The 13,791-nt window shown below is 62.7% G+C and carries 12 protein-coding genes; 7 read left to right on the top strand and 5 right to left on the bottom strand.

All coding sequences use genetic code 11. The features are described 5' to 3' along the window. Positions 1-226: 226 nt before the first annotated feature. The 3 genes from FHT75_RS06585 to FHT75_RS06575 form a co-directional block, all read right to left on the bottom strand. A complete protein-coding gene (locus FHT75_RS06585; protein ID WP_028756719.1) occupies positions 227-1,387 on the bottom strand; it encodes an Mrp/NBP35 family ATP-binding protein in 1,161 nt (386 codons plus the stop codon). 639 nt (positions 1,388-2,026) lie between these two features. After that, positions 2,027-2,761, bottom strand: coding sequence for a LuxR family transcriptional regulator (locus tag FHT75_RS06580; RefSeq protein WP_047613834.1), 735 nt, complete (start codon positions 2,759-2,761; stop codon positions 2,027-2,029). A gap of 261 nt (positions 2,762-3,022) precedes the next feature. Then, a complete protein-coding gene (locus FHT75_RS06575; protein WP_063476689.1) occupies positions 3,023-3,820 on the bottom strand; it encodes an IclR family transcriptional regulator in 798 nt (265 codons plus the stop codon). 121 nt (positions 3,821-3,941) lie between these two features. On the opposite strand from FHT75_RS06575, the gene FHT75_RS06570 reads away from it, so the two are divergent. The 5 genes from FHT75_RS06570 to FHT75_RS06550 all read left to right on the top strand — a co-directional run bounded on the left by FHT75_RS06570 (position 3,942) and on the right by FHT75_RS06550 (position 8,002). Next, entirely contained in the window at positions 3,942-4,709 is a 768-nt protein-coding gene (locus tag FHT75_RS06570; protein ID WP_174824453.1) for an SDR family NAD(P)-dependent oxidoreductase, read from the top strand. Next, positions 4,709-5,623 carry a 2-dehydro-3-deoxygalactonokinase gene (locus FHT75_RS06565; RefSeq protein ID WP_063476426.1) on the top strand — a complete coding sequence of 305 codons (915 nt, stop codon included), beginning with the start codon at positions 4,709-4,711 and terminating at the stop codon, positions 5,621-5,623. Before FHT75_RS06570 ends, FHT75_RS06565 begins: the two co-directional genes overlap by 1 nt. Before the next feature lie 13 nt (positions 5,624-5,636). Beyond that, entirely contained in the window at positions 5,637-6,278 is a 642-nt protein-coding gene (locus FHT75_RS06560; RefSeq protein WP_028757735.1) for a 2-dehydro-3-deoxy-6-phosphogalactonate aldolase, read from the top strand. Beyond that, positions 6,275-7,162 carry an SMP-30/gluconolactonase/LRE family protein gene (locus tag FHT75_RS06555; protein ID WP_063476424.1) on the top strand — a complete coding sequence of 296 codons (888 nt, stop codon included), beginning with the start codon at positions 6,275-6,277 and terminating at the stop codon, positions 7,160-7,162. The genes FHT75_RS06560 and FHT75_RS06555 overlap by 4 nt, the downstream gene beginning before the upstream one ends. Positions 7,163-7,384: 222 nt before the next feature. Further along, a complete protein-coding gene (locus tag FHT75_RS06550; RefSeq protein ID WP_063476423.1) occupies positions 7,385-8,002 on the top strand; it encodes a PRC-barrel domain-containing protein in 618 nt (205 codons plus the stop codon). A gap of 68 nt (positions 8,003-8,070) precedes the next feature. Here the strand turns inward: FHT75_RS06550 and FHT75_RS06545 are convergent, their stop codons facing one another. Together FHT75_RS06545 and FHT75_RS06540 are read right to left on the bottom strand one after the other, a co-directional pair. Continuing rightward, a complete protein-coding gene (locus FHT75_RS06545; RefSeq protein WP_063476422.1) occupies positions 8,071-9,435 on the bottom strand; it encodes a putative bifunctional diguanylate cyclase/phosphodiesterase in 1,365 nt (454 codons plus the stop codon). 127 nt (positions 9,436-9,562) lie between these two features. Further along, positions 9,563-11,284, bottom strand: coding sequence for a response regulator (locus FHT75_RS06540; RefSeq protein ID WP_063476421.1), 1,722 nt, complete (start codon positions 11,282-11,284; stop codon positions 9,563-9,565). Positions 11,285-11,576: 292 nt separating this feature from the next. On the opposite strand from FHT75_RS06540, the gene mutL reads away from it, so the two are divergent. Then, positions 11,577-13,379, top strand: coding sequence for a DNA mismatch repair endonuclease MutL (mutL, locus tag FHT75_RS06535; RefSeq protein ID WP_063476420.1), 1,803 nt, complete (start codon positions 11,577-11,579; stop codon positions 13,377-13,379). Positions 13,380-13,551: 172 nt separating this feature from the next. Continuing rightward, complete coding sequence (locus tag FHT75_RS06530; protein ID WP_003545832.1) at positions 13,552-13,782, top strand: DUF2093 domain-containing protein; 231 nt, start codon at positions 13,552-13,554, stop codon at positions 13,780-13,782. The last annotated feature ends 9 nt before the right edge of the window (positions 13,783-13,791 follow it).

The following is a 13,791-nucleotide window of genomic DNA, read 5'->3' as shown; positions in this document are numbered from 1 at the left end:
CGAACTCGCAGGCGGGCCACATCCTTCGGAATGAACACGGCCGTCATTGAGCATCTGCAGCAAACGCCATCATGGCGCCGCGGCATATGAAGCAAAGCCATGAAATAATCAAGACATCTTCCGTGAAGCGCGGCTTTTCACCACGTTTCACCCACAATTTGGGGTATTCGCGACGGTGATTCGGCACCCGAAAGCGCATCGCATCGAATTTAAATCATGCAATGCTTTATTCGAAGACGATCGCCGGCGCCGGGCGCTGCGGCTGGCCGCCGAGCTGCTCCCAGACCTTGGCGGCGATGCCGCGATAGATGCCGGCGACGACGCCGTTCGGCTCGGAGGCGACGAGCGGCGTGCCGGCGTCGGAGGTCTCGCGGATGTTCATCGTCAACGGCACTTCACCGAGGAAGGGCACGCCGATGCGTTCGGCCTCCTTGCGGGCGCCGCCATGGCCGAAGATGTCGTAGCGGGTGCCGGTGTCCGGGGCGATGAAATAGCTCATATTCTCGACGATGCCGAGCACCGGCACTTCGACCTTGCGGAACATGTTGAGGCCCTTGCGGGCATCGATCAGCGCGAGATCCTGCGGCGTCGATACGATGACGGCGCCGGCAAGCGGCACCTGCTGGGCCATGGTCAGCTGCGCGTCGCCGGTGCCGGGCGGCATGTCGACGACGAGCACGTCGAGCTCACCCCAGGCGACTTCACGCAGCATCTGCAGCAGCGCCGACTGGACCATCGGCCCGCGCCAGATCATCGCCGTCTCCTCGTCGACGAGGAAGCCCATCGACATGACCTTGAGGCCATAATTCTCCATCGGATTGATGATGCGGCCGTCGATCTGTGTCGGGCGGCCGGATATCTTCAAGAGCCGCGGCATCGAGGGACCATAGATATCGGCATCGAGAATGCCGACGCGAAGACCGTTGGCCAGCAGCCCGAGCGCCAGGTTGACGGCGGTGGTCGACTTGCCGACCCCACCCTTGCCCGAGGCGACGGCGATGATGGCGCCGATGCCCGGCACACCGATCTTGCCGGCGCGCGGCGGCTGTTGCGGCGCATGCGCATGGTGATCGTGGCCGGCATGACCGTGCGGCGGGTTGGGCGCAGGGCGGGCAGCGGGAGCAGCAGTGGCGGCCTTCTTGTCCGCGGTCAGGGCGACGAGGGCGCCCTTGACGCCGGGCATTTCCTTGATGACGCGCTCGGCGGCGAGCCGCATCGGCTCCAGCTCCTGGGCGCGATCGGCCGGAACGGTGATGGAGAAATAAACCTTGCCGTCGGAGATGAAGACGTCGGAGACCATGCCGAGCTCGACAATATCGTGCTCGAGATCCGGTCCGCGCACGGTCTTCAGCGTTTCGAGAACCTGTTCCTTGGTGACGTCGGTCATTCCACCCTCATTGCTGCTTCTTGCAGACGGCAGCGCCGCACGTCTTTCAAGACGCGCAAGGAACGCTGTCGCACTTTGAATTGCATGATGTCAGCCTAAATCCATGCCGATTTAAGGCTGACATCATGCAGTAGAGATAGTGGAGACGGAGGCCTTCGCCAAACAAAATCATCGGCAGGACAATCGATGGCCGGCGCGCCCAAAGGGGCCGGAGAATTGTCAATCCGTTGCGGCCACCAAGTCCGCCGGGCTTTCGCCCTGATGGCCGCAACGGTCTCCCCGAGAACCGGCGCAATGCGGGGCGAACTAGAGCAAGCCGGAAAAAAGGCCAGCAAAAAATGCCGAAGACAGGCCAGGTCACCAGCAGCTGCGAAAGAAGCGATGCCAAAACGCAACAACCGCCGCCGACACCGAAGGGCCGGGAGAAAGCGGCATCGGCGTCGGGCAGCGGTGTGTCGGCCGCGCCATTTCCTGGCGCTGGCTCAGTCCCCTCTGGACCTTTGACAAAAGAGAAGCAGAAAGCGTGCCAGATCCAAAATCGGCGAAAAGCAGCGCCAAAGCGCCTGCGGCAGGCGCTCAACGGGATAGATATGCCTAAGCGCTGGGCGGCTGCAAAAGCATGTGGTTGTTTTTTGCAACTTATTTGATCAGGCCGATGCGCAGCGCCTTGGCGACCGCCTGGGTGCGATTAACAGTGTCGAGCTTCTTGGTGGCGCGGTTGAGGTAGTGATTGACCGTGTGCTCGGACAGCGTGAGGATTTCGGCGATTTCGGCGCTGGTCTTGCCGGCCGCCGTCCAGTTGAGGCAATCGATCTCGCGGTCCGTCAGCGTGTCGGTGATGCGCGTATCGAGGTTGCGGATCTCGGCGAGCCTGTCGAAGACATGGATGGCGATATAGCAGAGTTCGCGCATCTCGGCCGGGCTGAAGGGTTCGCGGTCGCCGGCGAAAGAGACGGCGCCGCGCAGGCCGGAGGGCTCATGCGTCGGAAAATAGGCGCCGCGCATCATCTTGAAACGCTCGAACAGGGAGACGACGAGGATGGACTTGCCGTCGTCCCGCGACCAGTTCTGGCGCGACATGTCGTAGAAGAAGGGTCGCGCCGATGTTCTCAAGCGCCTCAGAACCGGGCTGTTCACCATCAGGCCTTCCTGGTCGTAAAGTGCCAGAAGCTCGGCCGGCCAACTGGTGATGACCGTGCTGCCCTGAAGATCGAAGGAAGTGACGGGCGGCAGGTTGAGAACCATGAAGGCCCGGCTGCGATAGGCTTCGGTCACACGCTTCATGAAACGGAAAATATCGAACTGGGTCTTCAGTCCAGCTATTTCCTGAACATGATCGTCTTCTTCCGGGGATGCTTGCGACAAGGGTGCCATCACATTTCTTCATCTTCGGCACAGCGGCCGGCAAACCGTTTGCGAAACCTGCCCGCCATGGGTGTTTCGATTGCATAGGGAATGATGATCGCTTGGGATCACATGGGATCAGCTTTGGCGTTTAGCGTTCGGCCGTTGAATGGTTGTAGATTTCGCTGACCGTTCTAGTTGTGGTGATTCGCCAGCAAATCTCAATATCGCACTCACCATAAGCATGCTCTGCAATCGCGTCCAGCGGCGGGCGGACTGCGATTTTTTCCGTCAGCGGCGCGGCCCCAGACGGACGCGCATGCCTTCCATGATCCTCCCAGCTGCCAGCTGAACCGGAACGGCCCATTGGCGCAGAAGTTCCATCGACAGGCGATAGGCCGGGCCGGTGATCGAAACGCCCCCAATAAAAGTCCGATCCTCCGACCAGACGGGTGCGGCAACGCAACGGATGCCGGCCTCGTGCTCCTCACGGTCGAAGGCAAAGCCCTGATCGGCAATTTCGCGGATTTCTTCCAGCAGCGTTTCGGCCGAGACATGGGTCGAGGCGGTAAAGCTGGTGAAGCTCAGGCCGGCGATGAGATCGACGAGGCTCTCGGCCGGCAGCAGCGACAGGGCCGCCTTGCCGACGCCGGTGCAGTAACAGGGCGAGGCATTGCCGATCTGCGAATACATGCGCACCGGCTGCCTGCCTTCGACCTTGTCGAGATAGATGATCGACTGGCCTCTCAGAATGCCGAGATGCACCGTCTCGCCAGTCGCCTGCTGCAGATCGGCGAGGTGCGGCTCGGCAATCAGGCGAAATTCGTTGCGCGCCCAGCTGCGCGCGGCGAAATCGAGCAGGCGCAGGCCCGGCGCATAACGGCCGTCGCCATCGAGTTCGAGCAGGCCTTCCTCCACCAGGTGACTCAACTGGCGATGCAGCGTGCCGCGCGGCTGGCCGGCAAGAGCCAGGATATCGGTGAAACGCAGCGGCGCATCGGCATGGGTGACGAGATCGAGCAGAACCATCAGTTTGCCGAGCGTGCCGGTTTCGCGTGACTGTGCTGGCCGGTCGCCGTTTGAATTCATCGCCTCGTCCACCTCTTGACAGAGAGGCCAGTGTAATTCGATAATTCCATATAGTCAAATTAGGTTCCAAATAATGGAACAGCGATAAGATCGGGAGGCGCCGCTGGCGATGACAGTGACCATGATGCCAACAGCACAATTTCCCGAGTTCAAGGACCGAGCCGTGCTCGTGACCGGCGGCGGATCGGGCATCGGCGCTGCGATCGTCGAAGGTTTCGCGCGCCAGGGCGCCAAGGTGTCGTTCATCGATATCGCCGAGACCGCAGGCCGCGAGCTCGCCGAAAGGCTGTCGCGCGAGACGGCGCATCCGGTTTCCTTTCACCATGCCGACCTGCGCGACATCGAGGCGATCCGGCGCACGGTCGATACCGTCGTTGCGCGGTCCGGACCGATCCGCGTGCTGGTCAACAATGCCGCCTGGGACGACCGCCATGAATTCGACGCGGTGACCGAAGCCTATTGGGACAACAACCAGGCAGTGAACCTCAGGCATGTGTTCTTTACCTCGCAGGCAGTCGTGCCGTCGATGCGGACGGCCGGCGGCGGGGCGATCATCAATATGTCGTCAATCGCCTTCAAGCTGAACATGGGCGGCTTTCCCGCCTATGCGGCGGCCAAGGCTGCGGTCGTCGGGCTGACGAAGAGCATGGCGGGCAGGCTCGGGCCGGAGAATATCCGCGTCAACTGCATCCTGCCCGGCATGGTCGTCACCGAGCGGCAGATGCAGCTCTGGCTCACCGAGGAGAGCATTGCGAGTTCGGTCGAGGACCAGTGCCTGAAAGTCGCACTCAAGCCCGATGCGATCGTCGGTCCCTGCCTGTTTCTTGCATCCGACTGCGCGGCGGCGATGACCGCCCAGTCCCTGATTGTCGATGGAGGCGTTCTGTAATGGCAAATCCCGCTTATGTCGCGGTGGACTGGGGCACCAGCAGCTTCCGGCTCTGGCTGATCGACCGGGACGGCACCGTCCGTGCCGAACGCCGCAGCGGCGAAGGTATGACGAGCGCCGCAAAGACCGGCTTTTCCACCGTGCTTGCCAGCCATCTCGCTGCCATCGAAGCGCCGGAAAACCTGCCGGTGATCGTCTGCGGCATGGCCGGCGCCAGGCAAGGCTGGGTCGAGGCCGGTTATATCGACGTGCCGGCGCCGCTCGCCGCGATCCTCACCGGGGCGGTCTCCGTGCCCGGCGAAAGCCGCGACATCCGCATCCTGCCGGGCCTTGCCCAGCGGGATATCGCCACACCCGACGTCATGCGCGGCGAGGAAACCCAGCTGCTCGGCGCGCTCGGCCGCGCAAGCTCCGGAGCGCAGGCGGTCTGCATGCCCGGCACGCATTCGAAATGGGTGCATGTGACGGACGGCAAAGTTACCGGCTTTTCGACCTTCATGACCGGCGAGCTTTTCGACGTCATCAGCAAACACACGATCCTGTCGCATGCGGTTGCGGGGGCGGAAGAGCAGCCGGCGGATGCGGCGGCCTTCGAGGCGGCGGTCTCGGCGGCTTTCGCGCGCCCGGCCCTTGCCTCCAACCTGCTGTTCACGGCCCGCTCGGGCCAGCTCCTGCACGGCATTTCAGCCGCTGCCGCGCAAGCCCGGCTTTCCGGCACGCTGATCGGCCTCGAAATCGCCGGGGCACTGCAGGATGCGGCCAACTCAGACATCACCCTCGTTGCCTCCGGGCGCCTGCAGGCGCTCTATGAACAGGCTTTCAAAACCCTCGCCCTTGCCTTCACCGCCATCGACGCCGACGCCGCCGTGCGCCGCGGGCTTTCGGCTGCCGCCGAAGCCATCTGGCCGAATTGAGAAAGCTGACACAATGACCCGTATCCCCTTCCCCGACATGAAGCGTCCGCTGATCGCCATCCTTCGCGGCATCAGGCCTGAAGAGACCGAAAGCGTCGTCGGCGCCTTGATCGAAAACGGCCTGACGGCGATCGAGATCCCACTCAACTCGCCCGAACCGTTCAAATCCATCGAGATCGCCGCGAAGATGGCGCCGGCAGACGTGCTGATCGGCGCCGGCACTGTGCTGACGGTCGAGGCGGTCGACAGCCTGCATGCTGCCGGCGGCAAGCTGCTCGTCACGCCGAATGTCGAGCCTGAGGTAATCATCCGGGCGCGCGGATACGGCATGGTGACGATGCCGGGTGTCTTTACCCCGACCGAGGCGCTGGCGGCAGCACGCGCCGGCGCCACCGGTCTCAAATTCTTTCCGGCAAGCGTGCTTGGTCCTTCCGGGATCACGGCGATCCGGGCCATCCTGCCGCCGGAACTCACGATTGCCGCCGTCGGCGGCGTATCGGACAAGAACTTCGGCGATTATACCAAGGCCGGCATCTTCGCCTTCGGCCTCGGCACCAGCATCTACAAACCCGGAATGACCGCGTCAGAGGTTGCCGAGCGCGCCAAGGCGACCATTTACGCCTATGATGCAGCCATTGGGAGCGTGAGCGTATGACCGATATTTATGAGTTCGAGGGCAAAACCCTTTGCAACACCAATTCCGTCCTCGGCGAAGGCCCGACCTATGATCCGGACAGCAATACCGTCTGGTGGTTCAACATCCTGGGCAAGGAACTGCACGAGCTCAATCTTTCGACAGGCGCGAAAAAGGTGCATCCGCTGCCTGTGATGGCGAGCGTACTTGCCCGCATCGACGCCGGACGGCAGCTGATCGCGACGGAGGAAGGGCTTTTCGTGCGCGACGTGGCCAGCGGCAACCTCACCTTCTACGCCGCGCTCGAAAACGACAGGCCGGAAAACCGTTCGAACGACGGCCGCACCCATCCTTGCGGTGCACTCTGGATCGGCACGATGAGCAAGCGGGCGGAAAACCAGGCCGGCGCCATCTATCATGTCGCCAGCGGCAAGGTGACGAAGATCTTCAACGGCATCAGCATCCCGAATTCGATCTGCTTCTCGCCGGACGGCACGGTCGGCTATTATACGGATTCCCGCATCAACCGGCTGATGCGGGTCATGGTCGATCCGCAGACCGGCCTGCCCTCGGGCGAGCCGATCGTGCTCGTCGACAGCATGAACGAGCCCGGCGACATCGACGGCTCGGTGGTCGATGCCGATGGTTATATCTGGAACGCACGCTGGGGTGCGGGCGTCGTCGACCGCTACAATCCCGATGGCCTGCGCATCTCCCGCTACAAGGTTCCTGCCGTCCAGCCCTCCTGCCCCGCCTTCATCGGCGTCAATGCCGAGCGGCTGGCGGTCACCACCGCCTGGGAAGGGCTGGATGAAAATGCCCGTTCGGCCCAGCCGAGCGCCGGCGCGCTTCTGGAACTCGGCATCGAGGTCAAAGGCGCGTTCGATCCGGTCTATGTGATCTGAATCCGGCTTTGCCAACGACCTCCAGAGGCGCTCCCGACCGGGGCGCCTTTTCTCGTTTTTGCAGCAGTTCTTCGACAAATGTTCCGTGAGAATCGAGAAATTTTCCGTGTTTTCAACCGGAACCAATCGGCCCACCAGTCATTTTCCCTTCGAACCGGCGCGGCAATCACACAGATATTGCCGGGTCAGCGATCACTCTAGGGAACTGAAGGTAGGTTCGAAATGACACGCAAACTCTTGACGACCGTTGCCGCTGGCGCGCTGTTTGCCACGGCTTTCGCACCGGCGGCATTCTCACAGACGGCCCCGCAGCCGGCGGATCCCGCCGCTCCGACCCAAGCGGCGCCTGCCGATCCGGCAGCCCCGAAGCCGCCGATCACTCCTGACGTCACCAAGCCCGCAGGCGATGCCGCACAGGCTCCCGCCCCGGCCGCGACGACAGACACGGCTCAGGCCGGCTATATCACCGAACAGGCTCCTGATCAGATCAGCGCCAATACTTATATCGGCCAGTCGGTCTATAACGGCAACAATGAAAGTATCGGCAGCGTCAACGACCTGATCATGAAGAAGGATGGCGGCTTGGTTGCCGCGATCGTCGGCGTCGGCGGCTTCCTCGGTATCGGCGAAAAGAACGTCGCCGTGCCGATGGACAAGATCACCGTCGCCCAGAACACCCAGGACGGCAGCGTCAAGCTGACGACAAGCGAAACGGCTGAATCGCTGAAGGCCGCACCTGAGTTCAAGACGCTGGCCATGCAGTCGGCTGAAAAGGCACCGGCCACCGGTACCGCCCTGCCGACCGACGCCACGTCAACAGGCTCGACCACGGCCAAGTAGACCGGGGTCAAGTAAACCACGCGCGGTAGTATAGCGTAGGCGATGGCGCTCCTAGGGGCGCCATCGCTTTATGCGCTGACCCGCTCCACCATGGTCGGATCGTAATAGTTCTCGTGCAGGAAGCGCAGCGTGGCGATACCGTCGGCCGGACGGCCGAAGTGATAGCCCTGGCCCATGCCGCAGCCGAGCGTGCGCAGCTTCACCGCCTCGGCATAATCCTCGATCCCTTCCGCCACGACCTCCAGCTCCAGACCCTCGCACATGGTCAGGATCGCCTTGATGATATGTTCGGAGGCGCGGTCGGAATTGATGCGTGAGACGAAGGCCCGGTCGATCTTGATCTTGTCGAAGATGAAGTCGCGCAGGCGCCCGAGGCTCGACTGGCCGGTGCCGAAATCGTCGAGAGAGATGCGCACGCCGGCGGCGCGCAGATCGGCGATGATGCGATGGGCGGTATCGGCCGAGCTCATCACCGCGGTCTCGGTGATCTCCAGCTCCAGGCGATGGGGATCGAAGCCGACGCGGCCGAGGATCGACAGGATGCTGCCGCTGGTGCCCGGATCCATCAGCTGAGCCGAGGAGAGATTGAACGACAGGAAGAGGTCGCGTGGCCAGGAAAGGGCGGCTTCGGCGGCTTTGCGCAGCAGTGCTTCCGACAGCGCGTCGATGAAGCCGCGCTCTTCGGCGAGCGGCACGAAGACGCCGGGCGGGACGAAGCCGAGATCGGGATCGTTCCAGCGGGCGAGCGCCTCGAAACCGACGACCTGGTTGTTGGACAGCGAGACGATCGGCTGGAAATGCACATCGATCGCATCGGAGATGATGGCGTTTCTGAGCGCCTGCTCCAGCTGCGTCGCGCGCTTCATCTCCTGGGCGATCTCGCGCGAGTAGACGGTGATCTGGCCGCGACCGCGGCGCTTGGAACGGTAGAGGGCGGTTTCGGCGCTCTTCAGCAGTTCATCGCAATCCTCTCCGGCGAAGGGATAGATGGAGAAGCCGAGGGAAGCGGAGAGACGGACGTTGCGGTCACCGAGGTCATAGGGAGCCGACAGAACCTCGCGGATCATCTGACCGAATTTCTCGGCACTCGCCCGCTCGAAAATCAGCGGCAGCACGAAAGCGAATTCGTCACCATCATGACGGGTGACCAATGCACCATCGGGAATACAAGCCTTGAGGCGGTGGGCGACCTGGCAAAGGATTTCATCGCCGGCTGCCGAGCCGAAGAGATCGTTGATCGGTTTGAAACTGTCGAGATTGGCGATGCCGATGGTGAAGGGGGCCGGGTCGCTGGCACGCTCGGAAGAGATCTGCAAGACCTTGTCGCGCATGCGATTGCGGTTTCCCAATCCGGTCAGCGGATCGGTATAGGCCATCGCCTGAAGCTCGTTCTGACCGACGGTCAAGAAGGCTATGTCCGCCGATTTTATCATCCAAACCCGAGCTTTCCTCCGGAGCCATGCAAAGAATGACCGGCATGTCTTAACAATTCGATAGTAAATCATCGGCTTCTGCCGCCTGAACCGCCCCAAAATTTAGGGAATTGACGGGGCTCTCCGCCTAGCCTCGCGCCCGCACGGCCTCATCCATCAGGTACTTCTGAAATACGGTCTCCAGCATGTCGGGGCTGACGGGTTTCATGATGACGTCGTCCATGCCTGATTTGACGCATTCGGCGCGGTCGCGCTCGAAGGCTTGGGTGAGCACGCCGATGATCGGGGTGCGGGCTCCGCCACCGGTTTCCTCCATCTGCCGGATGAGACGCGCTGCCTCGAAGCCGTTGAAGCCCGGCAGGGAAATATCCATCAGCACGATCTGCGGCCGGTGTTCGGCCCACATCCGCACGACCTCGTCGCCGGTCGCCGCGATCATATGGCTGTAGCCCAGGCCTTCGAGGATCTGCGAAAAAACGATCTGGTTGATATCATTGTCCTCGGCCACGAGAACCTGCAGGCCGACCACGTCGTCGGAGATGCTGATTTCCCAATCCGTATCCGAACCGGCAGCACTGCGGCTGTTGCGATTGAAATGGCGGGCGATCTGGAAGGTGAGCTCGTTGGCGATCTGGAAACCGTCCATGACCAGCGCCGGGATGCCGTATTGCTCGGCGAGTTCGAGGCAGCGCATGCCCATCTGATTGTCGATGATCAGGAGATCGAGCGAGATGCCGGAGGAGGTGGCGATTTCCAGGAAGCGCTCCTCTTCGTCCTCGCCGCGGACCGAGCAGGATTCGAAGCCGTATTTCGACAGGGTCCGCAGCGCGGCGGTCTCGGCGGCGAGGTCGGCCGTGACGACGAGGACCTTGCGGCCCGAGAAATTCTCCGGAACGATCGCTTCCATTGCCGCCGGTTCGCGGCGCTCGACGGCGCTCGGCACCGGCACATAGGCTCGGCGGTAGCTTTGATTGCTTGACGTGGTGATCGCCGAGGCCCGGCCGAACTCGTCGAGATCGGCGCCGTCGCGCGGCAGGTCCTGCGTGGTCGACACCAGGAAATAGCGGCCGGGCTTGCCGATACGGTGCTTGCGGCTGACGATGTCGCGCTCGATGCCGTCGCGGGAGATCTGTCGTTGGCGCGAGACCGACATTTCGCCGGTCTCCAGCACATGACGATCGCTTTCCTCAAAGCGCTTGGCGATCTCCGGTGAGAAGAGATCGCCACTCTTGCGCCCGAGCACCTCGTCGGCGGTCGTCTGATATTTTTCGCAGAAGGCGAGATTGACGGCCACATAGGTGAGATTGCGGTCCTTGACGAAGAGCGGGAACGGCAGATTGTCGAGAATGTCCTCGGTCAGCTGTACGCGCTCCAGATCCGAACGCCATTGCTCCTCGCGCTTCTTGTCCTCGGAAATGTCGGAGATGATGGTAACGCCGTAACCGCCCGGCAGCCTGCGCTTGACGAAGCGGACCCAGCTGTCGGCGCCATGGCGCTCGACGGATTCGAAGCGCTCGCGCCAATGCGAGGCGATTTTCTGCGACAGCCAGTCCTCGCGGCTGAGCGAGCCGCCCTGCTTCGCAGCATATTGCTGACGAATGCCGGTGTCATACATCGCCCCGAGGAAATCGCGAAGCCGGGTGCCCGGCTTCAGCATCTCCGGCGGTAGCGGGAAGAACTCCAGCGTCTGGCGGCTTGCAAAGATCAGATGGTCGTTTTTGTCGTAGATGATGAAAGCTGCGGAAAGGCTGTCGCACACCACATCGAATAGCGCCGTCTGCAGATCGGCCTCGACGGAGGTCCCATCGATTTCTGATGATGTGTCCGCCTTTTCGAAGCCGGCACTCATGCTATTGCGTCCCACATCTGTTCGATTTCGCAGCTTCCGGAGGTATATGAATAGAAATGCCATTTTTATGTTAAAACCGGCTTAACAATACAGCGCCGCGCGTCTTTTCCAGCCGCGCAGAGGACGCTGTAACACTTTGAACTGCTGCATAATTTCATCCTTAGATCGATTCCGATTTAAGGGTGAAATTATGCAGCGGCGCCCCCCGATCTTGGGGGAGGCCCCCGATCACGCCTAGGGAAAGCTTGCGCCAACCCCTTCCCTCCAGCCCGCGAATCCCCGAAAATAGCCCATGGCCATCAGACAGCTCTCCGAAACGCTCATCAACCAGATTGCCGCCGGCGAAGTCATCGAACGGCCGGCGAGCGCTGCCAAGGAACTGATCGAAAACGCGCTCGACGCGGGCGCGACCCGCATCGAGATCGCCACATCAGGCGGCGGCAAGGCGCTGCTGCGCGTCAGCGACAACGGCTCGGGCATGGACGCGGCCGATCTGGAACTGGCGGTCAGGCGCCACTGCACCTCGAAGATATCGGAGACGCTCGAGGACATCCGCACACTCGGCTTCCGCGGCGAGGCGCTGCCCTCGATCGGCTCTGTCGCCAGGCTCAGCATCGCCAGCCGCAGGCGCGACAGCGCCGGCGGCCACGAGATCGCTGTCGCCGGCGGCAAAATCGCGCATATCAGGCCGGCCGCCGCCAATCCCGGCACGATCGTCGAAGTGCGCGACCTGTTCTTCGCCACACCGGCCCGGCTCAAATTCCTGAAGACGGAGAAGGCCGAGGCCGGCGCCATCACCGAGATCGTCAAGCGCATGGCGATCGCCTTTCCCGCCGTACGCTTCGTGCTGTCGGGCTCGGACCGCACGACGCTGGAATTTCCGGCGACCGGCGACGATCACCTGGCGCGCATGGCGCAGGTGCTCGGCAAGGAATTCCGCGACAACGGCATTGCGCTCGACGCCGTGCGCGAGGAGATCTCGCTCACCGGTTTTGCCGGCGTGCCGACCTTCAATCGCGGCAATTCCGCCCATCAGTACGCCTTCGTCAATGGTCGGCCGGTGCAGGATAAGCTGATCCTCTCGGCGATCCGCGGCGCCTATGCCGAGACGATCCCTTCCGGACGCCATCCGGTGGCGGTGCTGTCGATCACGCTCGATCCCGCTCTTGTCGACGTCAACGTGCATCCGGCAAAATCCGACGTGCGGTTCCGCGACCCGGGTCTGGTGCGCGGCCTGATCGTCGGCGCCATCCGTGAGGCCTTGGCCCGCGACGGCAGTCGGGCGGCAACGACCGGGGCGAGCGACATGCTGCGCTCCTTCCGCCCCGGCTTCCAGCCGCAGGCGCAGCGGCCGCAGGCGCCATGGTCGGCCGAGACCTCGCCCTTCCGGCCTTATCAGCCGGCAACGGGTCTCAGCGAACGGCCGCAGGCGTCCTTCGACGGGCTGTCGATGCCGACGGCGCGGGCCGAGCCGCAGTTTTCGCCGCAGCCGGCCGCCCCCGAAGCAACCGCGCGCTATCCGCTCGGCGCGGCGCGGGCGCAGATCCACGCAAATTACATCGTCGCCCAGACCGAGGACGGGCTGGTGATCGTCGACCAGCATGCCGCGCACGAGCGGCTGGTCTTCGAGGCGATGCGCAAGGCGCTGCATTCGAAGCGGCTCGCTTCGCAGGTGCTGCTCATCCCCGAGATCATCGACATTCCGGAAGAGGATTGCGACCGGCTGATGCAGCATGCGGCGGAGCTTTCCGAACTCGGCCTGGCGATCGAGCGTTTCGGCCCCGGGGCGATCGCCGTGCGCGAGACGCCGGCGATGCTCGGCGAGGTCGATGCGCATGGCCTGATCCGCCAGCTTGCCGATGAGATCGCCGAATGGGATACGGCGTCGGGCCTGTCGGCCAAGCTCGAATATGTGGCGGCGACCATGGCCTGCCACGGATCGGTGCGCTCCGGACGGCGGCTGCGGCCGGAGGAAATGAACGCGCTGCTGCGGGAAATGGAAGTGACGCCCGGCTCCGGCCAGTGCAATCACGGCCGGCCGACCTATATCGAATTGAAGCTCAGCGATATCGAGCGGCTTTTCGGCAGAAGCTAAAAAAGCTGGAAAAGCAGCCCTTTCGAGAGTATGGCAGACTAAAGCGTGTCGCGAATCTTTCAGATTCGCTTGCCACGCTTCGGATCTTTGGTGTTCCGCATGTCGTGATCGCAAAACCGCGGCACACTTTTGTGCGACATGCTCTAATGACAGACTGCAGGGAACGGAGCGCATGAATTTGTTCGAAGGGCACGGAAACCGCGAGGCGAAGATCCGGTATCTCGATGGCGATTTCCAGATTCTCTCGCCCGGCTCCTATGTCGTCTGCGCGATGACGGGGAAACAGATCCCGCTCGACGAGTTGCGCTACTGGAGCGTCGCCCGGCAGGAGCCCTATGCCGACGTGATCTCGGCCATCGATGCCGACAAACGCGCCGGCGTGCTGCCGAACCAACGGCGTTAAGCCCTCTAT

This window comes from Rhizobium sp. BK112 (genome assembly GCF_014193215.1).
Taxonomy (GTDB): domain Bacteria; phylum Pseudomonadota; class Alphaproteobacteria; order Rhizobiales; family Rhizobiaceae; genus Rhizobium; species Rhizobium anhuiense.
The sequence above is the reverse complement of the archived record's forward strand: the minus strand, read 5'-3'. Positions and strand labels throughout refer to the sequence as shown.